General features: G+C 67.6%; 23 protein-coding genes. 14 read left to right on the forward strand and 9 right to left on the reverse strand.

Annotation, left to right across the window (positions count from 1 at the left end; translation table 11 throughout):
* Positions 1-43 precede the first annotated feature (43 nt).
* On the reverse strand, positions 44-1,255 hold the full coding sequence (locus NA12_RS15400; protein WP_067450692.1) for a cytochrome P450: 1,212 nt from the start codon (positions 1,253-1,255) through the stop codon (positions 44-46).
* A gap of 110 nt (positions 1,256-1,365) precedes the next feature.
* Here NA12_RS15400 and NA12_RS15405 point away from each other — a divergent pair, with 110 nt between their 5' ends.
* The 6 genes from NA12_RS15405 to NA12_RS15430 all read left to right on the forward strand — a co-directional run bounded on the left by NA12_RS15405 (position 1,366) and on the right by NA12_RS15430 (position 7,024).
* Entirely contained in the window at positions 1,366-2,394 is a 1,029-nt protein-coding gene (locus NA12_RS15405) for a 3-oxoacyl-ACP synthase III family protein (protein ID WP_067450695.1), read from the forward strand.
* A 6-nt stretch (positions 2,395-2,400) separates the two neighbouring features.
* On the forward strand, positions 2,401-3,267 hold the full coding sequence (locus NA12_RS15410; RefSeq protein WP_067450698.1) for a hypothetical protein: 867 nt from the start codon (positions 2,401-2,403) through the stop codon (positions 3,265-3,267).
* Positions 3,264-3,590, forward strand: a complete 327-nt coding sequence (locus NA12_RS15415; protein WP_243654708.1) for a hypothetical protein — start codon at positions 3,264-3,266, stop codon at positions 3,588-3,590. Before NA12_RS15410 ends, NA12_RS15415 begins: the two co-directional genes overlap by 4 nt.
* Before the next feature lie 118 nt (positions 3,591-3,708).
* On the forward strand, positions 3,709-4,728 hold the full coding sequence (locus NA12_RS15420) for an NAD-dependent epimerase/dehydratase family protein (protein WP_067450701.1): 1,020 nt from the start codon (positions 3,709-3,711) through the stop codon (positions 4,726-4,728).
* Entirely contained in the window at positions 4,725-5,477 is a 753-nt protein-coding gene (locus tag NA12_RS15425; protein ID WP_067450704.1) for a glycosyltransferase, read from the forward strand. Before NA12_RS15420 ends, NA12_RS15425 begins: the two co-directional genes overlap by 4 nt.
* Positions 5,474-7,024 (forward strand): class I adenylate-forming enzyme family protein, encoded by a 1,551-nt coding sequence (locus NA12_RS15430; protein ID WP_243654709.1) that lies wholly within the window; start codon positions 5,474-5,476, stop codon positions 7,022-7,024. The genes NA12_RS15425 and NA12_RS15430 overlap by 4 nt, the downstream gene beginning before the upstream one ends.
* Positions 7,025-7,114: 90 nt before the next feature.
* Here NA12_RS15430 and NA12_RS15435 read toward each other — a convergent pair whose 3' ends face one another.
* Entirely contained in the window at positions 7,115-8,395 is a 1,281-nt protein-coding gene (locus NA12_RS15435; protein ID WP_067450707.1) for a phthiocerol/phthiodiolone dimycocerosyl transferase family protein, read from the reverse strand.
* Positions 8,396-8,527: 132 nt separating this feature from the next.
* On the opposite strand from NA12_RS15435, the gene NA12_RS15440 reads away from it, so the two are divergent.
* The gene (locus NA12_RS15440) at positions 8,528-8,806 is read left to right on the forward strand and encodes a hypothetical protein (RefSeq protein WP_067450710.1); all 279 of its coding nucleotides are present in this window, start codon (positions 8,528-8,530) and stop codon (positions 8,804-8,806) included.
* Entirely contained in the window at positions 8,803-9,126 is a 324-nt protein-coding gene (locus NA12_RS15445) for a hypothetical protein (protein ID WP_056813020.1), read from the forward strand. Before NA12_RS15440 ends, NA12_RS15445 begins: the two co-directional genes overlap by 4 nt.
* A gap of 25 nt (positions 9,127-9,151) precedes the next feature.
* On the opposite strand, the gene NA12_RS15450 is transcribed toward NA12_RS15445, so the two are convergent.
* The 3 genes from NA12_RS15450 to secA form a co-directional block, all read right to left on the reverse strand.
* Positions 9,152-9,565 (reverse strand): type II toxin-antitoxin system VapC family toxin, encoded by a 414-nt coding sequence (locus NA12_RS15450; RefSeq protein ID WP_243654710.1) that lies wholly within the window; start codon positions 9,563-9,565, stop codon positions 9,152-9,154.
* A gap of 2 nt (positions 9,566-9,567) precedes the next feature.
* Positions 9,568-9,834, reverse strand: a complete 267-nt coding sequence (locus tag NA12_RS15455; protein WP_067450717.1) for a hypothetical protein — start codon at positions 9,832-9,834, stop codon at positions 9,568-9,570.
* A gap of 117 nt (positions 9,835-9,951) precedes the next feature.
* On the reverse strand, positions 9,952-12,750 hold the full coding sequence (secA, locus tag NA12_RS15460) for a preprotein translocase subunit SecA (RefSeq protein ID WP_084472791.1): 2,799 nt from the start codon (positions 12,748-12,750) through the stop codon (positions 9,952-9,954).
* A 226-nt stretch (positions 12,751-12,976) separates the two neighbouring features.
* On the opposite strand from secA, the gene NA12_RS15465 reads away from it, so the two are divergent.
* From NA12_RS15465 to bluB, 6 genes are all read left to right on the forward strand, one after another.
* Entirely contained in the window at positions 12,977-14,389 is a 1,413-nt protein-coding gene (locus NA12_RS15465; RefSeq protein ID WP_067450722.1) for a WS/DGAT/MGAT family O-acyltransferase, read from the forward strand.
* Positions 14,390-14,399: 10 nt separating this feature from the next.
* Positions 14,400-14,942, forward strand: a complete 543-nt coding sequence (locus tag NA12_RS15470; RefSeq protein ID WP_067450982.1) for a DUF6912 family protein — start codon at positions 14,400-14,402, stop codon at positions 14,940-14,942.
* 100 nt (positions 14,943-15,042) lie between these two features.
* Positions 15,043-16,200 (forward strand): ferredoxin reductase, encoded by a 1,158-nt coding sequence (locus NA12_RS15475; protein ID WP_371856000.1) that lies wholly within the window; start codon positions 15,043-15,045, stop codon positions 16,198-16,200.
* 139 nt (positions 16,201-16,339) lie between these two features.
* Positions 16,340-17,740 carry a fatty acid desaturase family protein gene (locus NA12_RS15480; protein WP_067450728.1) on the forward strand — a complete coding sequence of 467 codons (1,401 nt, stop codon included), beginning with the start codon at positions 16,340-16,342 and terminating at the stop codon, positions 17,738-17,740.
* Between the two features lie 97 nt (positions 17,741-17,837).
* Complete coding sequence (locus NA12_RS15485) at positions 17,838-19,082, forward strand: fatty acid desaturase family protein (protein WP_067450731.1); 1,245 nt, start codon at positions 17,838-17,840, stop codon at positions 19,080-19,082.
* Between the two features lie 14 nt (positions 19,083-19,096).
* Positions 19,097-19,738 (forward strand): 5,6-dimethylbenzimidazole synthase, encoded by a 642-nt coding sequence (gene bluB, locus NA12_RS15490; protein ID WP_067450734.1) that lies wholly within the window; start codon positions 19,097-19,099, stop codon positions 19,736-19,738.
* A 47-nt stretch (positions 19,739-19,785) separates the two neighbouring features.
* Here bluB and hpf read toward each other — a convergent pair whose 3' ends face one another.
* From hpf to mtrB, 4 genes are all read right to left on the reverse strand, one after another.
* Positions 19,786-20,415 carry a ribosome hibernation-promoting factor, HPF/YfiA family gene (gene hpf, locus NA12_RS15495; protein WP_132369772.1) on the reverse strand — a complete coding sequence of 210 codons (630 nt, stop codon included), beginning with the start codon at positions 20,413-20,415 and terminating at the stop codon, positions 19,786-19,788.
* A gap of 254 nt (positions 20,416-20,669) precedes the next feature.
* Positions 20,670-21,314, reverse strand: a complete 645-nt coding sequence (locus NA12_RS15500) for a ComF family protein (RefSeq protein ID WP_067450740.1) — start codon at positions 21,312-21,314, stop codon at positions 20,670-20,672.
* A 33-nt stretch (positions 21,315-21,347) separates the two neighbouring features.
* Positions 21,348-23,165, reverse strand: coding sequence for an MtrAB system accessory lipoprotein LpqB (lpqB, locus tag NA12_RS15505; RefSeq protein WP_067450742.1), 1,818 nt, complete (start codon positions 23,163-23,165; stop codon positions 21,348-21,350).
* Positions 23,162-25,027: an MtrAB system histidine kinase MtrB gene (gene mtrB, locus NA12_RS15510; RefSeq protein ID WP_243654818.1), complete on the reverse strand. Its 1,866-nt coding sequence runs from the start codon at positions 25,025-25,027 to the stop codon at positions 23,162-23,164. The genes lpqB and mtrB overlap by 4 nt, the downstream gene beginning before the upstream one ends.
* Positions 25,028-25,032: the final 5 nt, after the last annotated feature.

Consider the following 25,032-nt stretch of genomic DNA (forward strand, 5'->3'; position numbering starts at 1 on the left):
CGCCGCGTCGGCCCCGTCCGGATGGACGGGGCCTTCGTGGGCTTCAGCGCGCGAGGCGGATGCGCAGCTTCTCGTAGGTGGGAATGAAAACCTTGCGGCGGTAGCGCCGTTCGACGATCTCCCACGGGCGCCCGGCGGCGGTCAAGGCCTCGAGGAGCGCGGTGAGTTCGGAGTGGACAAGTTGCGCGCCGAGGCACAGGTGGCGGCCGCCACCGAACCAGAGCTGGCGAGTTTCGGGGTTGTAGTCCCGGTCGACGCGGAACTCACCCGCGGCATTGTTGATGGTCCAGGTGAGGATCTTCACGTGCTCGCCCGCGCGCAGGTCACGGTCGGCGACGCGGACGTCCGCGGTGACCGAACGGCCGACCAGGTAGGCCGGGCTCGTCACCCGCAGGGTCTCGCGGACCGCGTCGGGGAGACGGCCGGGCGCGGCGAGCAGGGCGCGGTGCTGGCCGGTGTCGTGCATGATCGCGACCATTCTGGTCATGGCGCTGGCGAGGGTGTCGGTACCCGCCACAGCCATCAGGATCGCCAAACCGCCCGCGTGCTCGACGTCGAGACCGAGTTCGCGGCAGCGGCCGAGGGTGGTGTCCGGATCGGCGCGGGCGTAGGCGTCAGGGACGTTGACGGCGAGTTGGGTCGCCAGCTCCCGGGCGCGGGCCAGCGCGACGGGATCGAGCGTGGTCGAGGCCATGGTGCCGAAACCCAGGTTGACCAGTTCCTCGACGTGATGGAACAGGCGAAGGAACAGCGCGTCCTGGTCGTCGGTGTAGTCGCCGCCGATGGCCGCGGCGATGTCCTCGGGGCGCATACCGACCAGGTCGGAAACGCTGCGGCCGACCAGGATCTGCGCGCGGGCGGCGATATCGACGGTCTCCCCCGCCGCGAGGCGTTCCCGCAGGTCACGCAGGTCGGGGCCGATCACGCGCTCGACCAGCGCGTCGGTGTGGGCGAGGGTGAACAGGTCGCGCACCTTGGTCCGCAGGTCGGTATGGCCGGGACCTTCGAACAGATCCTCGACCCAGTCGCCGATGACCTGCGCCCACCAGTGCCCGGCCGCGCCCTCGGACACGATGCTGAAATGCGTACTGTCGTTGTAGATCTGGCGGGCCACCAGCGGATCGGCGACGAACCAGCCGAGTTCGGGAACCTTGCGGATCGGGCGCGCGAACCGTCCGAGCAGCAATAATCCGGGCAGCCAGGGTTGACCGGCGGCGAGTAGGGTTAGTTCATGGCGTCGGGCGGAACTCCACACCCCGGCAGAATCTAATCGAGCAGGCCCGAATAGTGAAGGTCTGTGGCTAGGATCGACGAGATGCGCTGGTGGTGGTCTGCGCGTCACGCGCGATCCGGAAGTGAACAAGCATGCTGAGTTCGACAATCGAAGCCGTCGGCGCGTATCTGCCGACCAGAGAAGTGACCACGGCGCAGTTGCTGGCACAGCTTGCCGTCGACGCGCCGCTGGATCTGGAGAAGGTCAGCGGGGTCAGGGCGCGAAGGGTGCGCGGCGAAGCCGAGGACTCGTTCACCATCGCCCTCGCCGCCGCCCGCAGCGCACTGGACAATTCGCGCTATGCGCCCGCCGACCTGGACGTGATCATCTCCTGCTCGATCACCCGGACCCGCGGCGAGGACTTCTGCCTGGAACCGTCGTTCGCGCTGATGCTGCGCACCGCGCTCGGCGCGACGCGGGCGATCCACTTCGACGTGTCCAACGCGTGCGCCGGGATGCTGACCGGAGTCCTGGTGCTGGACAGGATGATTCGATCCGGCGCGGTGCGTCGCGGCATGGTGGTGTCGGGGGAATGCATCACGCCCATCGCCGATACCGCGGTGCGGGAGATCTCGCAGAAGTACGACCCGCAGTTCGCCTCGCTCACCGTCGGCGACGCCGGTGCGGCCGTGGTGCTCGACGGCACCGACGGGCCGGGACTCGACTACGTGGAGCTCAATACCAGCGCCGCTTTCGCGAAACTGTGCCTCGGCATGCCCAGCGATCAGGGGCCGGGAGTCGCGCTCTATACCGACAATCGGTCGATGCACAACGAGTCGCGGTACCTGCTGTGGACCTCGCGGCAGCTGGAGTTCCTGGCCGCCCGCGGTTCCAGCTTCGCCGCGGAGGGTTACGACTACCTGATCCATCACCAATTCAGCGGCCCCGCGGTGGACTTGATCAACAAGATCGCCGAACGCGAGTTCGACGCGGCGATGCCGCCGGGCCTTGCGGTACTGGACAGATACGGCAATACCGCGTCGACCTCCCATTTCGTGGTGCTGCACGACGCGCTGCGACAGGGCCTGATCGCACCGGGGTCGAAAGTTCTGCTCGTGCCGGCGGCTTCCGGGGTGGTCGCCGGATTCTTGTCGGTGACAATCGGCGATCTGCGGGTATAGGACAGTATGGGAATCATCATTTCTTCGGCCGTGACGCGCAGCGGCGGAGTCAGCTCGGTAGGACAGGCGGCATCGGCCGCGCAAGACGCGCTGGCGGGAGCCGGGTGCCTGCCGGAGCAGGTCGACGCACTGATCAATGTGGGCGTCTATCGCGATGCCAACCTCGTGGAGCCCGCCATCGCGGCGCTGATCCAACAGGCGGCGGGCATCGGATTGGACTATCGGCGTGGTGACGTGCCGTGTTTGTCGTTCGACCTGATGAACGGCGCCTGCGGGGTGGTGAACGCGGTGGGGGTGGCCGCGTCGCTGCTGGCGGATCTACCCGCCGGGCATGTGGTTGTCGTGTCGGGCGACGCGCATCCGTCGGGGCGTGCCGATGCGGAATTCGCGTTCGAGCCGGTCGGAGCAGCGTTCGTGCTCGAGAATTCCGCCGACGCCGCGGGTTTCGGCGGCGTCCATGTGAGCGCGGGCGAGGTACTGCCCGACCCGCAGGGCTACGTCAGGTTGTCCGAGATGGGAGCGCAGGGTCGATCCGCGCTGACGGTGGAATTACATTCCGGGACAGCCGAACTCGTCGAACACGCCGCGATCGCGGCGCGAGAGGCGTTGGCGGCCGACGATATCGACCCCGCCGGGGTGGTCCTGCTGTGCGGCAAACCGACGGCCGACTTCGCCGGTGAACTGGCCGCACAGCTCGGCGTCGGCGCGGTGGTGACCGACGACTTCGACTCGGACGCACACACTTCCGCGTTGACCGCCGCGTTCGTGGCGGCGCGCGACGCGGGACTGACCGAGCGGCCGTTGCTGTTCGTCGCCGCCGATGGTGGACCCACCGCGGCGGCAGTGACCTATCGAGGGATCGGTGTGCGGTGAACGCAGCACGAAACGGCCACCATTACGCGTCGGCCGGTAGTGCGGTCCCGGCGACCAACCCCGCAGCGGTGCTGGCGCTGCGCTCGATTCCGGTGCTCGGCTGGCTGTTCCTGATCGTCGGCGTGGTGCGGCCCTTCCGTGCCCGGTGGTTGCGGGTGGTCTTCTGGATCGATGCGGTCCTGAGCGTCGGGGTGCATGCCGCGCAGATTCCGGCCGCCCGCAAGGTCGCCGCGCAACGGGGAATCTCGGGCCGCCGCGCGGCGGTGATGACCATGCTGCTCGGGGCCACCTGGTGGAAGACGCTGGGCGAGGGTCGCCGGTGACCGAGGCGCCGGGCACAGGTGGCGTGGCCACCGGTGCCCGGCTCGGCGCACAGGTACTCGGCGCGGCGGAGCTGCCCGGGGACGGCTCGCGGTCGCGTCGTCGTTGTAGCGTGGCGCGATGACTGTGCTGGTGACCGGTGCGACGGGGTTCGTCGGTGGAGCGGTCGTGCGCGGGTTGGTGGCGCGCGGGGTCGCGGTTCGGGCGATGGTCCGGGATCCGGCGGCGGCGCCGACGGGTGTCGACGTGGCGGTAGCCGATCTCGGTGATGCCGGGTCGCTGGCGCGCGCGCTGACCGGCGTACGTGCCGTGGTGCACGCGGCAGCCCTGCTCGGCGAGTTCGGGCGGCCCGCCGAGTTCTTCGCGGTGAACGTGGCGGGAACCGATCGGCTGGTCCAGGAGGCCATCGCGGCCGGGGTGGCGCGGTTCGTGTTCATCGGCAGTCCGAGCGCGTTGATGGCGCCCGACGGCGGGGACCAGGTCGGAATCGACGAGACCGTGCCCTACCCCGCGCGATTTCTGAACAGCTATTGCGAAACCAAAGCTGTCGCAGAGCAATTGGTGCTGGCCGCCGATACCCCGGAGTTCACCACGTGTTCGTTGCGACCGCGGGCGGTGTGGGGGCCCGGCGACCGGCACGGGCCGATCGTGCAGCTGCTCGCGAAACTGCGGGCGGGACGGTTACCCGATCTGTCCGGCGGACGCGACGTTCGGGCTTCGCTGTGCTACATCGACCATCTCGTCGACGCCGTCGCTCGCGCGCTGACAGCCGAGAAGGTCGGTGGGCGCGCGTATTTCATCGCCGACGCCGAGCCGGTATCGGTGTGGTCGACCCTGGACGCGGTAGCGGCACGGTTCTCCCTGTCCGGACCGAGCGTGACGGTGCCCGCGCCGGTGCTCGACGCGGCCTTGGCGACGATCGAAACACTTTGGCGGATACCGGCGCTCGCGCGGCGGCGGACTCCTCCCCTGTCGCGATACGCGGTGGCGCTGGTCACCCGGTCGGCGACCTATGACATCTCGCGAGCGTCGCGGGAACTGGGCTATCAACCGGCGGTGCCGTTCGCGACCGGCCTGGACAATTTCCACCACTGGGTCGACCAGGTCGGTGGGCTGGATCGGCTGCTGGAGGACGCGTGAGTGATCTGTGGGTGGTGATCCCCGCCTTCGACGAGGAACGCGGCATCGCCGGCACCCTGAATGCCATCGCAGCGCAGCGGGATACCGATTTCACGGTGGTCGTGGTCGACAACAACTCCACCGACCGCACCGTCGACGTGGTCACGAGTTTCGCCGCCGCTCATCCGCGCCCGCGCATCGTGGTGATCGACGAGCAGCAGAAGGGCACCGGCGCCGCCGCCGATACCGGGATGCGCTACGCGATCGCCCAGGGCGCCACCCACCTCGCGCGCACCGATGCCGACTGCCTGCCCGCTCCCGACTGGACACAGCGGATCAAGGCCGGGTTCGAATCCGGACTGCGATTGGTCAGCGGTCAGCTCATTCCGCGGACCGACGAGGGCGTGTCCTGGATCGACCGCACGATCATTCGGGTCGCGCTGGAAGTGGCCTCGACGTTCGGCAAGGTGCGCTCGGGGAATCGGGATCCGAAGTATCTCGGCCCCTACGTGATGACACCGGGGTGCAATATGGCCATCACCGCCGAATTGTATGTCGCCGCAGGCGGATTCCCGCGCACCGCGATCGAGGATTTGCACGAGGATCGGGCGCTGGTCAACGCGGTGCGCACGATCACCACCGACTACGGTCTGCGCCGGGACGTGCGAGTGCTCGGCTCGAACCGGCGGGTGCGCGCCTGGGGTATCCGCAAGACGCTGGCCTGGTACGCCGATCATCGGTATCGGCCCGACGTGGTCGATATCCGGTGAACGCGGTCGACTCCGACGGCAGTGCCGGCGCGGTGACCGACTTTCTCGCACGGCTGGTCGTGCAGGCCGAACGGATTCCGGACGCCTCGGCGCTCGGCACGGTCGGCAAGCGCGCGCTCACCTATCGGGAGCTGGTGGATTCCGTCGGCAGGGTGGCACACAATCTCGGCGAGGCGGGGTTCGCACCGGGTGATCGAATGCTGTTCTCGATCCGGCCCAGCGTGTCGTCGGTGCTGCTGATCTTCGGGGTGATCGCGGCGGGCGGGACGATCGTGTTCGTCGATCCCGGCGTCGGGCCCGAGCTCTTCGCCAAGCGGGTCGGACTGGTCGAACCCGCCTGGGCGGCAACAGAATCGCTGCTCTACGCGGTGAGTGGTCCGCTCGCCGGGCTCGGGCGCGGACGAGGGTTGCGACTACCCCGGTTCGGCGCGCTCGAGGTTCGCCATATCCACAGCGGAGTGTGGCTGCCCGGTACGCCGTTCGGGTCGATTCCGTTGCGGCGGTTCACCGGTGACGCCCGCGAGACCGCCTTGCCCGCCGCGGACCCCGACGCGGCGGCGTTGATCGTGTTCACCTCCGGCACCACCGACGAACCGAAAGCCGTGGTGCACACCCGCGCTTCGCTGAGCGCGGGACTGTCCGCGATGGGGGGCAAGACCAGCCTCGCGCCCGGCGCCTTCCTGCACACCGAGCAGCTCATGATGGGGCTGCCCGCGTTGATGGCGGGGGCCCGGTGGGCGATGCCGCGCTACCCCCGGTTCGGGACCCATATCGATCCCGTCCGGTTCACGCGGAATCTGCGCAGCGCGACGCACGTGTTCTACACCCCGGCCGATCTCGCGGTCGCGCTCGACGCCATCGAAGCCGGCGAGCTCGCCGCCCCACCGCAGCTGCGTCAGGTGGCGCTCGGCGGCGCGCCGGTCACCTCCGCACTTCTTCGTCGAGCCCGGAAATCCCTGCCCGGCACCGAATTTCTCGCGATCTACGGGATGACGGAGATCCTGCCGGTCGCGGTCGCGACCGGCGCCGCCAAACTCGCGCACGACGGGGACCTGCTCGGCGCTCCGGTGCGGGGGGTGCGGGCGCGAATCGCCGACGACGGGGAACTCGTGCTGTCCGGGCCGAATCTGTGCCGTGGCTACCTCGGCGCGGGGCCACTGACCGAGATCGCGACCGGCGACCTCGCCCGCTGGGACGGCGGTGAACTGGTCCTCACCGGACGCAAGAAGGACATGATGATCAGGGGCAAGACCAACATCTACCCCGGCCTGTACGAACCGGTGATCACCGCCGTCGACGGCGTGCGTGAGGCGATCATGGTCGGCCTGCCGGATGAGATCGGCGATGAGCGGATCGTGCTCGCCGTCGTCACCGATCCGGCGTCCGGGGACGTCGTGGCGCGCCTGCGCGCACAGCTGCCGCAGCTCATCGACACCACCGCCGTGCCCGACGACATCGTGGCGGTGGACCGCATTCCGGTCAGCGGACGAACCAACAAACCGGACCGGGCCGCGCTGCGCGAACTGGTGCGCGGGTTGCTCGCGTAGGCACGCCGAATCACCACGCGGACTGCGCGTTACCTCCCGGGCCGACGACCGGACCAGCGCCTGCCACACCGGAAGGAACGCGCGAGCAGCTCAACCGATGACGGATCCGATGGTGCGGTCGGCGAGGGATTCGATTCGCTCCGGTGCGAGCATGGCATCGACATAGCAGAAGGTGATCGACATCGTGGTGTCGAAGGTGGCGACCGCTACGGTCAGGGCGCTGGCGCACGAATTGGTGCCCGCCACGGTCACCGCTGAGATACGAAGAGCGTCAGGGGTTTCCGGTGGGTCGAGCCGACCCAGGTTGCTCAAGGTGACGTTCCACGGGGCCCGACGGTCGATGAGTTCGATGGTGCGCCTGCCGGATTCGAGGGATCGGGGGCAGCCGTACCGGATCGCGGCGAGGGCGGTCAGGTCACTGTTGTTCCGCAGCCGTCGGGCCAGTTGGGTTTTCGCCTCGCGCGCCGCGTCCCAGAGCGAGTGCGCCGGACCGTAGGGGACGAACGTGGGAACCACCGCGGTGAACATCCCGGGCTCGTCGTCGGCCGGGGGTGGGTCGAGGCGGGAGCGCACGTCAACCGGAATGCCGATGCCCGCGACGCCGGCGGATCGAGGGGCGAGTTCACCGAGGGCATTCGCCAGCGCCGCGACCAGCGCGGCGTTGACGGTGACGTCGTGCTCGCGACAACGGGCGCGCAGGTCAGCAAGGTCGGCGCCCTCGATCGTGCGAATCACGGTGCGGGTGCGGCGGATCGGGAGCGGCGGCGGGGTACCGGGCAGACAGGCCGGGCGGCGGGCCATGGCGGTGAGCTGGCCGGTGATGTTGGTGCGCAGGCAGCGCAGCAGGCGGGTGTGCGCGGGTGGGATGAGGTCGTCGGGTGCCGGGATCGGCGGGCGGGAGACGGTGGGCGGGACGGACCCGAAGGCGTAGGCGAGAAGTCGCCAGCCCAGCGACGTCATCGAACGGCCGTCGAGCAGGACGTGGGACAACACGAGGATCAGGTCGTGGTATTCCTCCGAAGTACCCGGCCGCCAACACAAATCGATGAGACGCCCGGGTGCCGTCGCGAGGTCGATGGGTTCGGCCAACTGCTCGTCGAAGACCGCGCGCCATTCGTCGGGGTCTTCGACGATGCGGTGCAGGACCGGTAGGTGCGGGTCGGCGGACAGGGCGAACCGCGGGCCGTCGACAACCGTTGTCCGCAGCAGCGGAAATTCCGCGACCAGCGCGTCGCTCGCCGCTTCGAGACGATAGGGCCCGATCGGGCCCTGCACCCGCAATCGGACCACGCAATTCGCCGGCGACAACTGGTCGACGAGCCAGAACCATCGCTCCGCCGCCGACAGCGGCCGCGCGACCTCGTTGCCCATTGCCCGAGCGTACGGCGTGAACGACCACTCTCGTGCGCCGACAGCGGAGAAGGAACGTGTCGGCAACCGGTCCAGGGCGATCTGGCGTTATAGGCCCTTCCGCCTGCGGTACTACGTGCGTATTATGGACTTATGGGTTTCGAGTGGCCTGATTGGGCGATTGCTCACCTGATCGGCATCGAACCCAGCGAGGTTCGGCAGGTCCTCGCAGCGTCACGACGGTGGCCACGCCCGGCCTTCGACGGCCAGGTGACCGTCCTGACGGTGTGGGGGCGCACCACTGCGGGCCGTCCGTTGATCGTGGTGATGCGACAACGGGAGGACTGGACGTGGGTGATCATCGGCGCACGCACGATGCGCGTCGAGGAACTGGCGCAATTCGAGCAGTGGGAAAGAGAGACCCGATCATGAGCGAGCAGGGACTTCCGTCCAGCAAAGAAGAACTCGCCGACTTCATGGATCGGCTGAGCTTCTCCGACGAGCCCACCGACGCCCCACCACGCCTTCCCGTCAACGAAGACATCATGGTGACCACGTCGATCCGCCTCCCCCTCGGGCTGCACAGTCGCCTGAAATCCCTCGCCGACGAACGTCGGGTCGGCGTCTCCACCCTCCTGCGAGAATGGGCTGAAGCGGCCGTCGCCGACATCGACGACGAAGACCAGATGATTTCCCTCGCCGAAGCCAAACGCGCCCTCTCCCGAGTCCACCCCATCCACCGCGCGAGCTGACTCCGCCGTTCAGGCCAGGGAAGTTCTATCGCGGCGAGCTTCCTGCCGGAGCTCGCAAGATGCGCACCGTGCAGGTGATCCCCGGTGCGTTCGCCAATCGCGCATCGGTGGTGAGCAGGTCGCAGCCGTAGGATTCGGCCGCCGCCACGTACGCGGCGTCGTAGGCCGTCAGATCGTCGCGCAGTTCCCAAATCCTGGCGACGAGAACGCAGGTCACCGGGACTTCGGGGTCGAGTTTCTCCAGGGCGAGTACCGCTCGTGTCGCTTGCTCGGTGCCGATGGTGCCCGCGCGGGTGAAGCGGCGGATCACCGACAGGACCTCGACAGTCCAGTGCTGGGGGGCGATCCAGCGGTTGTCGGCTTCCAGGGCAGCGCGACAGCTGTCACCGAGCGGGGCGGGATTCAGTAGAGCGTGGGCGAAGACCGAAGCATCGACCACGATCACTCGTCGACCTCCGGACCATCCAGTGCCGAATCCCGCTCGGCGCGTTCAGCATCCAGCGCTACCACCACTTCCTGTGCGGTGAACGCGATATCCCACGTCGCGGGGCTGAACTGCTTGAGCACCGCGATATTGTCCGCGCGGCGGGCCTCGTCGCGGACCAGATCGAAGAGGAACGCCTGCAGCGACTGCCCTCGTCGCTGCGCCAACGCGACCAACTGATCGCGCAGCGGCTCTGGAACGTCGCGGATCTGCAAGGCAACCATGCATGCAATAGTACATGCACTGCGGTCCGCAGAGAACCAATGAAGGTTTCCCGCCCTCGAGATGAGAAGGCTCTCACGAAGCACGTCGTGAGAGCCTTCGATCATCCCTCGAGACTGTTAGCGGCGGCGCTTGCCCTTGGAGTCGGTGCGGGCGGCCTCGCGGCGTTCGCGACGGGTGCCGGACTGCTGGCCGCCGCCGTATTCCTGTGCGTCGGAATGGGATTCGGCGTGGCCGTCCTCGGCGGGGCCCGAGTAGTTCATGGCACGGGGGGCCTGGTCGGTGATGCCCTTGGCGCGCAGGGCAGGCGGGGCCTGGTTTTCCACGGGGGTGTCCTGGGGGCGGGCGCCGACCGGGGAACGCAGGTTCTTGTCGATCGAGACGCCTTCGGGCTGGGGCTGCTGGACCTCCACCTGGAGGTTGAACAGGAAGCCGACCGACTCCTCCTTCAGGCCTTCCAGCATGGCGGCGAACATGTCGAAGCCCTCACGCTGGTACTCGACCAGCGGGTCACGCTGGGCCATGGCGCGCAGGCCGATGCCCTCCTTGAGGTAATCCATCTCGTAGAGGTGTTCACGCCACTTGCGGTCGAGGACCGAGAGCAGGACCTGACGTTCCAGGTTGCGCATCGCGCCTTCGCCCGCGAGGCCGTCGATCTCCTGTTCACGCTTCTCGTAGGCGTTGTGCGCGTCTTCGAGGAGGGTTTCGCGGAGCTCGTCGCGGGTGAGTTCGCCCGCTTCACCGGTGGCGGTCTCGCCGGTGAGTTCCTTGTGATCCAGGGTCACCGGGTAGAGCGTCTTGAGGGCGGTCCAGAGCTTGTCCAGATCCCAGTCCTCGATATAGCCCTCGGCGGTGGCGCCGTCGACATAGGCGGTGGTCACGTCGGTGATCATGTTCTGCACCTGACCCTCCATGTCCTCGCCACGCAGGATCTGGTTGCGCTCGCCGTAGATGACGGTGCGCTGCTGGTTCATGACCTCGTCGTACTTCAGCACGTTCTTGCGGATCTCGAAGTTCTGCTGCTCGACCTGGGTCTGCGCGCTCTTGATGGCCTTGGAGACCATCTTCGCCTCGATCGGCACATCGTCGGGCAGGTTCAGCCGGGTCATGATCGACTCGAGCGCGGCGCCGTTGAAGCGGCGCATCAGCTCGTCGCCCAGCGACAGGTAGAAGCGGGACTCGCCCGGGTCGCCCTGCCGGCCCGAACGACCACGCAGCTGGTTGTCGATACGACGCGACTCGTGGCGCTCGGTGCCGAGCACATACAGACCGCCCGCCTCGCGGACCGTCTCGGCATCCTCCTCGGTCTGCTTCTTCACCTGCTCGAGCGCGGAGTGCCAGGAGGCCTCGTACTCGTCGGGGGTGTTCACCGGGTCGAGGCCCTGCTTGCGCAGCAGGATGTCGGCGATGATGTCGGCGTTGCCGCCGAGCACGATGTCGGTACCACGACCGGCCATGTTGGTGGCCACGGTGACCGCACCGGGTCGACCGGCCTCTGCGATGATCTGGGCTTCCTGCTCGTGGAACTTCGCGTTCAGCACCGAGTGCGCCACACCGCGTTTGGTGAACTGCTTGGACAGGTACTCCGAGCGCTCGACACTGGTGGTACCGATCAGGACCGGCTGGCCCTTCTCGTGCCGCTCGGTGACATCGTCGACGACGGCGGCGAATTTGGCCTCTTCCGACTTGTAGATCAGGTCGGCCTGGTCCTTGCGGACCATCGGCTTGTTCGTCGGGATCGGGACCACGCCGAGGCTGTAGATCGAGTGCAGCTCGGCGGCCTCGGTCTCGGCGGTACCGGTCATGCCGGAGAGCCGGGTGTAGAGGCGGAAGTAGTTCTGCAGGGTGATCGTGGCCAGCGTCTGGTTCTCCGGCTGGATCTCGACCTTCTCCTTGGCCTCGATCGCCTGGTGCATGCCCTCGTTGTAGCGGCGGCCGACCAGGATACGACCGGTGAACTCGTCGACGATGATCACCTCACCGTCGCGGACGATGTAGTCCTTGTCGCGCTGGTAGAGCTCCTTGGCCTTGATGGCGTTGTTCAGGTAGCTCACCAGGGGCGAGTTCGCGGCCTCGTAGAGGTTGTCGATGCCGAGCTGGTCCTCGACGAACTCCACGCCCTGCTCGTGCACACCGATGGTGCGCTTCTTGATGTCGACTTCGTAGTGGACATCCTTCTTCAGCAGCGGGGCGATGCGCGCGAACTCGGCGTACCACTTCGACGAGGCGTCGGCCGGGCCCGAGATGATCAGCGGGGTGCGGGCCTCGTCGATGAGGATCGAGTCGACCTCGTCGACCACGGCGAAGTTGTGACCGCGCTGGACGAGATCGTCCAGGGAGTGAGTCATGTTGTCGCGCAGGTAATCGAAGCCGAACTCGTTGTTCGTGCCGTAGGTGATGTCGGCGGCGTAGGCCACGCGGCGCTCGGCGGGCGTCATGCCGCCCAGAATCACGCCGACCTCGAAGCCGAGGAAGCGGTGCACCCGGCCCATCCACTCGGAGTCACGCTTGGCGAGGTAGTCGTTGACCGTGACGACGTGCACGCCGTCGCCGGAGATCGCGTTCAGATACGCGGGCAGCACACAGGTGAGCGTCTTGCCCTCACCGGTCTTCATCTCCGAGATATTGCCCAGGTGCAGCGAGGCGCCGCCCATGATCTGGACCTTGTAGTGCTTCTGGTTCAACACCCGCCACGATGCCTCACGCGCCACGGCGAAGGCCTCGAGCAGCAGGTCGTCGAGGGTTTCCCCCTCGGCGTAGCGCTGGCGGAACTCGTCGGTCTTGGCGCGCAGCTCGTCGTCGGTGAGCGTCTCGATCTCGTCGCCGTACGCGATGACCTCATCGGCGAGGTTCGAGAGCCGCTTGACCATGCGACCTTCACCAATCCGTAGCAACCTCGTCAGTGTCAGCGCAGGCACGGGTCTCGTCAGTCCTCTGGTCGGAGTTGTGTTCAACGGCGATGGTAGTCCGCAGACCACCGTACCCGGCGGCGCGGACCCGTGCCCGATGTACCGGCGCAGTCATCGCCCCAGGTCACGACGCCCGGCGAGCCTCATTGCCCGGCACTGCGATTCACCTGCCGTGACGTACGATGTAGCGCGTGCCCGATCAGCGCGATAGGCACCGGAAGGAGCTTCGGAGCGCGTGATCACGAGATTGACGCCGCAGGACGCGTCGTTCTACCGGCTCGAATCGAGCAGCAACCCGATCCACATCGGCTCACTCGCGATCCTGAACAACTCCGCCCCCGATACCTCGGGCCAGATCCTCGACTACGAACGCCTCGTCGACCTGGTCGAATCCCGGCTGCCGATGGTGCCGCGCTATCGCCGCAAGGTGCGCGAGATCCCGCTCGCCATGGGCAGGCCCGTCTGGGTCGAGGACAGTCGTTTCGACATCAGCTATCACATCCGGCGCTCCGCGCTGCCGAGTCCCGGCAGCGACAGCCAGCTCTACGAGCTCGTCGCCCGGCTCGCGTCCCGACCGCTGGACCAGGGCCGACCACTGTGGGAGATGTATCTGATCGAGGGCCTCGCCGACGGGCGCGCCGCGGTGTTCACCAAATCGCACTCGGCGCTCGTCGACGGTGACACCGCCCTCGAGATCGGGCACGTGATCCTCGACAACTCCCCGCTGCCGCGCGAACTGGCCGACGACGCGTGGCACGCGCCACGTGAACCCACCGATGTGGAACTGCTCGCCGGGGCGGTATCGCAGCTGGCCGCGCAACCACGCGAGGCCTACAGCGTGATGCGCGACGCGGGATCGAACGCGTTCGGCGTGGTGCGCGGCACGCGGATGGCGGTGCAGGCCGCCGCCAACGTCGTGCGCGCGGCCACCTCGAGCGCGGCGCCGGACAGCCCGCTCAACGCCCGCACCTCGCGCAGCCGCCGATTCGACGTGGTGCGAACGAACCTGCAGGACTACCGCACGATCCGCGGGCATTTCGACTGCTCGATCAACGACACGGTGCTGGCGGTGGTCACCGGCGCGTTGCGCAACTGGTTGCTCTCACGCAACGAGGCACTGATCGAGTCGACGAATCTGCGCGCGGTGGTGCCGATGTCGGTCTATGTCGACGGTGACAATCAGCTGACCCCGGCCAGCGAGGTGTCCTCGTTCCTCATCGATCTGCCGGTGGGCGAACCGAATCCGACGATGCGGCTGTCCCACATCTCGCACGCCACCGAAGCGGCGGGCAGGCAGCGCCGCGGGGTGCGGGCGCGCACGCTCGTCCACCTGGCCGGATTCGCGCCCGCGAGCCTGCACGCGATGAGCGTGCGAGCGGCGAGTACCTTCGCCGACAACAGTTTCAATCTGGTGATCACCAACGCGCCGGGACCACAGACCGCGATGTACATCGGCGGGGCGCGCATGCTGGAGATGTATCCGGTCTCGCCGCTGCTGCGCAATCAGACGTTGAGTTTCGGACTCACCTCGTACGACGGTCAGGTCTTCTACGGACTCAACGCCGACCGCGACGCCATGCCCGATATCGATGTCCTCGCGGCATCGGTGCACGAATCGATGGAGGAGTTGCTCGGTGCCTGTCTCTGAGAACGACACGATGCGCGTCTACATCCCGGCGACGATCGCACTGCTGCGCCAGCTCGTCGACGAGCAGCAGCTGCTTCCACTCGGCGCGACCGCGTTCGCCGTGACGCCCGCCCTGCGCGAGGCGTACGCCGCGGGCGACGACGAGGAGCTCGCCGAAGTGGCGATGCAGGAGGCCGCGCGGGCCTCGATGCGGTTGATCGCCGCCGAACGCGACGAGCCCGACGATCTCGACGACGACGCCGCGGGCGCGACCGCTCCCGGCGGCCCGGTGTATCGGCGCGCCGTGATCGCGGCCGATGTGCCAGGGGCGAAACTGCGGCCCGATCTCGACGACGCCGTGGTGAAGCTGGCGGGGGCGGTGACGTTCAAGCAGGTCGCGGCGGTGCATGTGGATCTGGCCGAGGCCGAGCCGCAGGTGGCCAAGGCGGTGGACGTCATCGACGCCGCCGACCTCGGCGATACCGACGCGGAGTTCGTGCTCGGTGACGCCGAGGACCACCAGCTTGCCTGGTACGCGCCACAAGAACTGCCGTTCCTGCTCGAGCTGTTGTAATTCGCGGCGGCACGTGCCGGGGTTACCCACTGTTCACAACTGGCGCTGAACCTACGATGCCGTAACCTGGCTGCGAGCGGACTACCCCACGGTGGACCGAATGCACAACAGGGAGAAATCGCACAGCATGGTCATCGACAAGTTCCGGGAATGGCTCGAAGCACCGGCGGCGCAGGTCGCCGACCGCGGCGGCAAGCTGAACGTCTTGCGCGGCGCGGTAGCCCGGGTCACCACTCCCCTACTGCCCGACGACTATCTGCATCTGGCCAACCCCCTGTGGTCGGCGCGTGAACTACGCGGACGCATCGTCGAGGTCCAGAAGGAGACCGCCGACTCGGCGACCCTGGTGATCAAGCCGGGCTGGGGCTTCGATTTCAAGTACCGCCCCGGGCAGTACATCGGCATCGGCATCCTGATCGACGGCCGCTGGAACTGGCGTTCCTACTCCCTGACCTGCCCGCCGGACTGGACCGGCGAGGGCGGCAAGCGGCTCATCTCCATCGCGGTGAAGGCGATGCCCGAGGGCAAGTTGTCCAGCCACCTTGTCAACGGGGTGGCCGCGGGCACCATCGTGCGACTTGCCGCGCCTCAGGGTGGGTTCGTCCTGCCGGAACCGCCGCCGGCGAAGGTGCTGTTCCTCACCGCGGGCAGCGGGATCACCCCGGTCATGTCGATGCTGCGCACGATGGACCGGCGCGACGGCGTCCACGATGTGGTCCATGTCCATTCCTCGCCCACCGACGCCGACGTGATGTTCGGCGCCGAACTGCGCGCCCTGCACGACAAGCACCCGAGCTTCGTCTCCCATCTGCAACTCACCGACGCGCATGGCCTGTTCTCCCTGGCCAGCCTGGACGAGCTCTACCCCGACTGGCGCGAACGCGAGACCTGGGCCTGCGGACCCGCCCCGATGCTCGACGCGATCGAAACCCATTGGAAGAACGCGGGTGTGGCCGACAAGCTGCACGTCGAACGCTTCGAGGTGGAACGCTCCGCGATCGGCGAGGGCGGCACCGTCACCTTCGGCACCACCGGGCGCACCCTCACCGTCGACGGCGCCACCAGCCTGCTCGAAGCCGGTGAGTCCGTCGGCGTGCAATTGCCCTTCGGCTGCCGGATGGGCATCTGCCAGACCTGTGTGGTGACGCTGTCCGCCGGACACGCCCGCGACCTGCGCAACGGCGACGAACGCCAGCCCGGCGACAAGGTGCAAACCTGCATCTCCGCCGCGGCGGGCGATTGCACACTCGACATCTAGGCAGCTCGCCGACAGGACGAACAGGTACCCTCGAAGTTATGCGTCGGTCATAGACCCGTGACCAACGGCAATCGTTGAGGCCCCTGACTTCCATCATTCCGACTGGGCGCGACCTAGGACACTCACAGGAGGACCCCCGGTGGCTATCACCGATATCCAGGCCTTCGCCCATTTGACGGCGGCCGACATCGAGACACTGGGGAAAGAACTCGATTCGATCCGCCGGTCGGTGGAGACGTCGCGTGGTGAACGCGACGCCCGCTACATCCGCCGCACCATCGCCGCCCAGCGAGCCCTCGAGGTCGCTGGGCGCGCGGTGTTGTTCGGCAGCCGTAATCGCTGGGCGTGGCTGGGCGGCACCGCGATGCTCTCGGTCGCCAAGATCATCGAGAACATGGAGCTCGGCCACAATGTGAGCCACGGCCAATGGGATTGGATGAACGATCCCGAGATCCACTCCACCACCTGGGAGTGGGACCAGACGGGCCCATCGGCGCAGTGGCGGCGCGCGCACAACTACTCGCACCACACCTACACCAATGTGCTCGGCAAGGACGAGGACCTCGGGTTCGGCATCCTGCGGATGACCCGCGACGAGGCGTGGCGCCCCCTGCACCTGGCCCAGCCCGCCGCCAATCTGCTCCTGGCAGCCACCTTCGAATGGGGCATCGCCCTGCACGATCTCGGCATCGAGAAGGAGCTCGCCGGGATCGAGGGGCCGACGATGACCTCCTCCTACGACATCGAGTTCTGGCGCAAGGCCAGTCGGCAGGTCGCCAAGGATTTCGTGCTGTACCCGGCGCTGACCGGGCCCGCGTGGAAGTCGACGCTCAAGGCCAACGCCACCGCCAATCTGGTACGCAACCTGTGGGCCTACGCCGTGATCTTCTGCGGCCACTTCCCCGACGGCGCGCAGAAGTTCACCGCCGAGCAGCTCGACGGGGAAACCCAGGGCGAGTGGTATCTGCGGCAGATGCTGGGCAGCGCCAACTTCAAGGCCGGTCCCGTGATGGCCTTCATGAGCGGCAATCTCTGCTACCAGATCGAGCATCACCTGTTCCCCGACCTGCCGAGCAACCGGTATTCCGAGGTCGCGGTGCGGGTGCGTGAACTGTGCGACAAGTACGACCTGCCCTACACCACCGGATCGCTGGGCAAGCAGTACCTGCTGGCCTTCCGCACCATCCACAAGCTGGCATTGCCGGACCGCTTCCTCAAGCGCACCGCCGACGACGCGCCCGAGACCTCATCAGAGCGCAAATTCGCCGGCATCTCCCTGCCCGACAGCCTGCGGGTCGACCCCGAGACCGGTAAGCGCTTCGGGCTGCGCTCGGCGCTGCACGATGCGAAGGTCGCGCTCGAGATCAAGGCGCGTCACGAGAAGGAAGTGCTGCGCGAAGCGAAGACTGCGCTCAAGGCGCGCGCACGGCAGGAGAAGCTGGCGCTGCGCGAAGCCAAGCGGGCACTGGGCGAACGCGCCGTGCGCGAACGGGGTGTACTGCGGGACAAGGCGGCTCGCCGCATGGCGCGCCATGCCTGATAACATTTGCATTCCGATTCCGCAATAGGACTTATCACACATTTCGTCCGCAAATTCGCCAACCTACGCTCTCGTAACTTACGGTACTGTAGCCGCCATGGCGATCTCGGATGTCAAGGAATACGCGCACCTCACCGCAGCGGATGTCGAAGCTCTAGGCGCGGAGTTCGACGCGATCCGCCGAGAAATCGAATCTTCGCGCGGAGCGGCGGACGCGCGATATATCCGCAACGTCATCCGGCTGCAACGCGCGCTGGAGATCAGCGGCCGCGCGGTGCTGTTCGCCAGTTTCCTGCCCCCGGCCTGGCTGGCCGGTGTCGCCCTGCTCGGCTCCGCCAAGATCATCGAGAACATGGAGATCGGGCACAACGTCATGCACGGGCAGTGGGACTGGATGAACGATCCGGAAATCCACTCCACCTCGTGGGAATGGGACAACGCGGGCCCCTCGGCGCATTGGAAGATCACCCACAACTTCCTGCACCACAAGTACACCAATGTGCTCGGCATGGACGACGACATCGGCTACGGCCTGCTGCGCGTCACCCGCGACCAGCGCTGGATGCCGTTCTACCTGGGCAATCCCATCTACAACCTGCTGCTGCAGACGCTGTTCGAGTACGGCGTCGCGATCCAGCACCTCGAGCTGGGCAAGGTCGCCAAGAAGAAGTGGGCCAAGGACTCGCCCGAGTGGAAGCAGTTCGAGGCCGACCGCACGATGGTGCTCAAGAAGATCGGTAAGCAGGCCGCCAAGGACTATGTGGTGTTCCCGCTGCTCACCGGCCCGGCGTTCCTCACCACGCTCACCGCCAATATCGCCGCCAATGTGATGCGCAATGTGTGGACCAACGCGATCATCTTCTGCGGCCACTTCCCCGACGGCGCCGAGAAGTTCACCAAGGCCGATATCGAGGGCGAGACCAAGGGCGAGTGGTACCTGCGCCAGATGCTGGGCAGCGCCAACATCAGCGGCGGACCGCTGCTGCACTTCATGAGCGGCAACCTCAGCCACCAGATCGAGCACCACCTGTTCCCCGACCTGCCGAGCAACCGCTATGCCGCCATCGCGGTGCGGGTGCGTGAGCTGGCCGAGAAGTACGACCTGCCCTACACCACCGGTTCGCTGCCGGTGCAGTACTTCAAGTCGTGGCGCACCATCCTCAAGCTGTCGCTGCCGAACAAGTACCTGCGCCACACCTCCGACAACGCGCCGGAGACCAAATCCGAGCGCCTGTTCGCCGGCAACACCACCCCCTCGATCGACCCGGTGACCGGGCGTCGCCAGGGACTGCGCACCGCGCTGGCCGCCGGTCGCAAGCTGGCCCGCCGGTCGGTGGCCTGACCGGCTGCGGTTGTATGGTCGGCGTGAGTGCCGATCTGAGCGTCTACGACGCGATCCGTCTGCGTCGTGACGTGCGCGCCGAGTTCACCGGCGAGCTCGTCGACGACGACACCCTCCTGCGGATTCTCGACGCCGCGCATCGCGCGCCCAGCGTCGGGAACTCGCAGCCGTGGGACTTCGTGGTGGTCCGTACGCCGCGGACCCTGCGCCGTTTCGCCGACCATGTGGCGGACAAGCGGGTCGAGTTCGGTGCGTCGCTGCCTGCCGAGCGCGCGACGACCTTCGCGCCGATCAAGATCGACGGGATCGTCGAGAGCGGCACGGGTGTGGTTGTCACACATGATGATTCGCGCGGCGGACCACAGGTGCTCGGTCGGGCGAGCGTGCCGGAGACGGGCGTGTACTCCACCGTGCTGGCGATTCAGAACCTGTGGCTGGCCGCGACCGCCGAACAGGTGGGGGTGGGTTGGGTGTCGTTCTACGATCCGGAATACCTGCGCGAACTCGTCGGCCTGCCCGCGGGGATCAAGCCGGTGGCCTGGCTGTGTGTGGGTCCGGTCGAGAAATTCCAGCAGGTGCCGGACCTGGAACGGTTCGGATGGCGGTCCGGACGATCACTGACCGAGGCCGTGCATCACGAGACCTTCGGCGGCTGAACAAGATCCGGACACCCGCTCGGCGAGTGCCCGGATCGATCGCGGTTCTAGGCCAGCTTGATCAGGCCGTAGTCGAAGGCGTGTCTGCGGTAGACCACCGACGGGCGGTCGGTCTCCTTGTCATGGAAGAGGAAGAAGTCGTGGCCGACCAATTCCATCTGATAGAGGGCGTCGTCCACCGACATCGGTGTCGCGGTGTGCACCTTGGTGCGCACGATGTGGCCGGGGCCTGCCTCGTCGACCGCCTCGTCGTGGTCGTGGGCAGCGGAACCGTCCGGCGGTGCGAACAGCGAATCGTCGACCAGTGTGGCAGTGGCCTGCGCGACCGAGACCGGCGTCTTGTCGCCGTAGTGCACGACGCGCCGCTTGTCCTTGGTGCGGCGCAGTCTGCTCTCGATCTTCTGAGTGGCCGATTCGAGCGCGGCATAGAAGCTGTCGGCGCACGCCTCGGCGCGCACGATCGGTCCTCGGCCACGCGCGGTGATCTCCACACGCTGGCATGCCTTGCGTTGACGACGGTTGCGTTCGTGGAACAGTTCCACATCGAAGAGGAAGATCGACGGGTCGAAGCGCTCTAACCGAGACAGCTTCTCCGCCACGTAGATTCGATAGTGGTCAGGGATTTCGACGTTGCGACCGGAGACCACCACTTCGGCGTTCGGGGTCTCTACATCGATCGTCTCGGTGGCACCGTTGTGGAGTGCCGTGGGTTCAGCATCTTGCACTGATGCCCGTGAAGAAGTCGTCACGCGTACCTCCCGGATATGGCCGCACAACAAAAACGAAGGGCGGCGGGATTGAGCTGTGCCGATCGGGAATCGCCCGGCACCTGTATCCGCGGCACCACCTCCCAGACTCGCGGTTCGGTGTGTGATCGCGACGCTAGTCCGCCATCGGCAAGTCCGCCACTGTTCACGCGAACTTTCCTCAGTCAAGCCGCGCAGGTCACCAAAACGGCGCACGGAACTATGCCGATCCGGCTAAGAACTCGTGACGATTCGCTGACCGTGGCGCCAGTGGTGAGCACGTCGTCGACCAGAACCACCTGGGCTTTCGCAGCGATAGCGACCCATTTGTCCGGATCGCCGACAGTCATGATCCGGCCGCGAAGATTGTGTGAACGCTCATGCGTCGTCAAGCCCACCGAATCACGGACACCGCGTCCCATCCCCAGCATCGTCGCGCTCCGGCAATCGATCAGCCACCGGGCCGCGACCTCGGTCGAACGGGCCACCGGGTCACCACCGCGACGCCGCGCGGCCGCGGTTCTGGTCGGCGCGGGCACGAGCAGAAGCGGGCGATCGGGGGCGCGCAGGCGGGACAATGCGTGGGCCAGCGCCAGCCCGAGCGGGGCGGCGAGGTCGCGCCGGTTGTGTTCCTTGGCCGCCAGGACCGCCCGCTTGCCCACCCCGGCGTAGGGGCCGAGCGCCCAGCACGGAACGCCCGGATCAGCGCGCGGCCGCACCCGCACGGGATCGCGGCTCAACGCGTCCGCGCACTCGGCGCACCACCCTTCGCCCAGCGCACCACAGCCGCCGCACCGGTCGGGCAGGATCAGATCCAGCAGTGTCCGCATAGCGAAAGAGCATGGCAGCGGGTACCGACATCCTCAGCTCGGCAGCACCGGCACAACGCGTTCTCCGGTCAATCCGGGCACCTCGCGCCAGAAACGATCGTTACGTGTCGGATCGGCGGTCTGTAGCTGTAGGACGGCCCGGGAATCGCCCACGTACTGCGTGGCCGGGGCCGCTGTTACCACCCGCACCGGTGGGGTCAGGTTCTGCGAGGTTACGGGGCTGAACTGGGAGCCGTCGATGGAGACGGTGAACACCGGATCGACGTTGCCCTCCCTCGCTACCATGACCGTGTCACCGGTGACCCAGCTCAACGACACCGCGCGCGAGCTCAAGCCGAGCGCGAGCGGCAGCGGTGAGGTGAGCGCGTATTTGCCGTCGGGACGGCGTACGACCACCGCGACATAGACCTTGCCATCGGCGATCAGCGCCGCGCGCACGCCGGTGCGCGAGACCACCACCTCGTTGATCGGCGCCCGTGGGGCGCCCGCGCCGTCGAACAGGGCGCTGATGTCGACATCCTCGGTGGTGACATTGCCGGTGGCGCGATCGGTGACCGCCCGGACGACCCGGTCGCCGTCGATCACCGTCCACGCGGCGCCGCCGTCGCTGGTCCAGGAGGGACGGGCGATGGTGGCGCCCTCGGCGACCGCGAACGCCTTGGCGCCATAGTTGCCGATCAGCAGCGTGCGGGCGGGTTCTGGCAGCGGTTTGCCGGAGTCGGCGACCGCCGCGACGAACTGGCCGTCGGCGGAGATGCCGACGGACTGCAGATTGGTCGCCTCACCGAAGGAACCACTCGGCGTGACGATCCCGTCCGGAGTGACCTGGACCAGGGTGCCGTTACGCAGGGCGTGTAAGCCGATCCGGTTCTGGCCGGGCGCCGAGGCGCTGTACTGGTCGACGTCGGCGACCGACCAGCCGTTGGCCGCGTACCGGTCGTCGAGCGGCTTGCCATCGGCGAGCAGCACGTAGGGACCGAGGATGTCGGCGCCGGCCAGGGTGAGCACCACCTGCGCGGCGAGCAGTTCGCGGTCGCGCGGGCCGAGTGCGCCGATGCCCGCGAAGTCGATGCGCACCCCACCGATGCCGATGCCGACGTCGCCCGGCTCGTTGTTGGCCTTGGTGATCGGACCGCGCAGCGAGACCGGCTGCGCCAACTGGTTGCGCACCACCGGGGCGATCGCGGCCTGCGGTCCCTCGGCGAGCATGCCGATCAGTCGCTCGGTGAGCTGGGCACGCGGCACCGAGATCCAGCGCGGATCCGGGACCAACAGCGAACTGCCCGGGTCGATGTAGTTCAGGACGTAGTGGTGGTAGGACTTGACGAACGCGTCGTTGTCCATCACCACGCCCGGCGGCAGCTCGGTGATCCGCCACTCGCCGTCGATCTTGCTCATCTCGATCTTGTTCTCGAGAGTGCCCTCGACGGCGCGATAGCCGCCGTCGCCGGCGAGCTCGCCGACCTTGCGGGCCCGCAGCACATAGCTGGCCTTGTCGCCCGACCGCGACTCGCGCAGGGTGTCGGGGCGGTCGTCGACGATGGTGGTGCTCGCCTCGTCGTTCCAGCTTGCCGCCGTCTCGGGCGCCATGTACTGGCGGGCCGCGGCGTGCCGGTCGGTGGGGTCGGCGCTGGCGGTGAGGAAATCGCCGAGCAACAGGTCGGGGTCGCGACCCGAGATCGGCGGGGTCGGGCCCTGCGAGGTCGGGGCGCGGTTGATCGTGCCGAGCGCCTGCGGCGCGGAGGACTCCGGCAGGCTGGCGCACCCGGTGAGCAGCATCAGCCCGGCCAGCACCGCCGCGACCAGTGCGGCGCCGTGCCGATCCCGACGATCACCACGCGCACTAGTCATGACTTCCTGTCTCTGGTCTCGGTGGATGTCGACTCGTCGACATCGAGCTCGGCAGCGTCGCGTCCGTTGGTCTCTGGACGCGCGCCCGCCGAGGGCGATTCGATGCCGTGCTCCTGCGCTGACACGTTGTCGCGCGGTTCGACACCCGCCGGTTCGGTAATCGACGATGCGGTCTCCGTCGACTCCGCCGCGATCGGCTCCGTTCCCGTCTCCTCGACCGTGGCCGACTCGGATCCGGCCGGCTCGGCGGGTTCGGCCTCGATGTTCGTCGGCTCCAGCTCGGCTTCCGGCAACGCGGGGACCTTGCGCAGCATCGGTTCCAGGGCGAGCGGGCTCTGGCCGAGTTTGCGACCGCGCACCATCGGCAGCAGCAGCCGGAAGCTCGCCCCGACACCGGGATCGCCCCAGGCCTCCAGCCTGCCCTCGTGCAGATTGGCGTCCTCGACACTGATCGACAAGCCGAGTCCGGTGCCGCCGGAGCGGCGCACCCGCGAGGGGTCGGAGCGCCAGAACCGGTTGAACACCAGCTTTTCCTCACCGGGCCGCAGCCCGACGCCCTGATCGCGCACCACGGTCGCGACGGCGTTGGCCTCGGCGTCACCGCGCATGCGGATCAGCACCGGCTTGCCCTCGGAGTGGTCGATCGCGTTGGCGAGCAGGTTGCGCAGCACGCGCTCGACGCGACGCGGGTCGACCTCGGCGACCACCGGTTCCTCCGGCAGGTCGATCACGACCTCGATCTCGGCGTCGCGGGCCAGGTGGCGCACCGTGGAGATCGCGGCACGCGCGCACATCCGCACATCCAGCGATTCGATCTGCAATTCGGCCACGCCCGCGTCGTGGCGGGAGATCTCGAGCAGGTCGTTGAGCAGGCCCTCGAATCGGTCGAGTTCGTTGACCAGCAACTCGGAGCTGCGCGCGAGGGCCGGATCGAGCTCGTCGCTGGAGCCGTGGATGAGGTCGGCGGCCATGCGCACCGTGGTGAGCGGGGTGCGCAGTTCGTGACTGACATCGGAGGTGAAACGGCGCTGCAGATTGCCGAACTCCTCGAGCTGGGTGATCTGGTTCGACAGGCTCTCGGCCATCTCGTTGAACGCCTGCGCCAGGCGCGCCATGTCGTCCTCGCCGCGCACCAGCATGCGTTCTTTGAGTCGGCCGTCGGCGAATCGGCCCGCGATCCGTGCCGCCGACCGGATCGGCAGCACCACCTGCCTGGTCACCAGCGCGGTGATCGCGGCGAGCAACACCAGCAGCACGACGCCACCGATGAGCATCGTGCCGCGCATCAGCGACAGGCTCGATTCCTCGCTGGCCAGCGGGAAGATCAGGTAGATCTCCAGGGTCGCCACCTCGGCGCTCGGGCTGCCGATGATCAGCGCGCGCCCTCGATAGCCGTCAGGGTCGGAGACGGTGGTGAACTGGTAGGAGACCTGGTTGCGCTGGACGAATCGGCGCAGCTCCTGCGGCACCTCGGCGAGCGGTCCGGCCGCGATCTCGTGTGGCGGCGTGCCACCGACCATCGCCAGCGCCGAGTCGAAACTGCCCGCGGCGCCGCTGGACTGCCCGGTGCCGCCCCGGCTGGACAGCGCGGCGCGCGCGTCGGCGAGTTGCTGATCCTGGCTGTTGCTCGACGGTACGCCGGACATCTTGTTCTCGATCGTGCTGCGGGCACGATCCATCTCCTCGACAGCCGCGTTGATCTTGGCTTCGAGGAGACGGTCGGTGATCTGACCGGTGAGTACGACCCCGAGGATCGTGATCACGATGAGCGACAGGGTCAATGTCGAGACGATGACTCGCAGCTGCAGCGATCGGCGCCACAGGTGGCCGAGTGCGGTCCCGACGGCCTGGAACCAGGCCATGATCG

The sequence above is a fragment of the Nocardia alba NBRC 108234 genome, assembly GCF_001612665.1.
Taxonomy (GTDB): Bacteria; Actinomycetota; Actinomycetes; order Mycobacteriales; family Mycobacteriaceae; genus Nocardia; species Nocardia alba.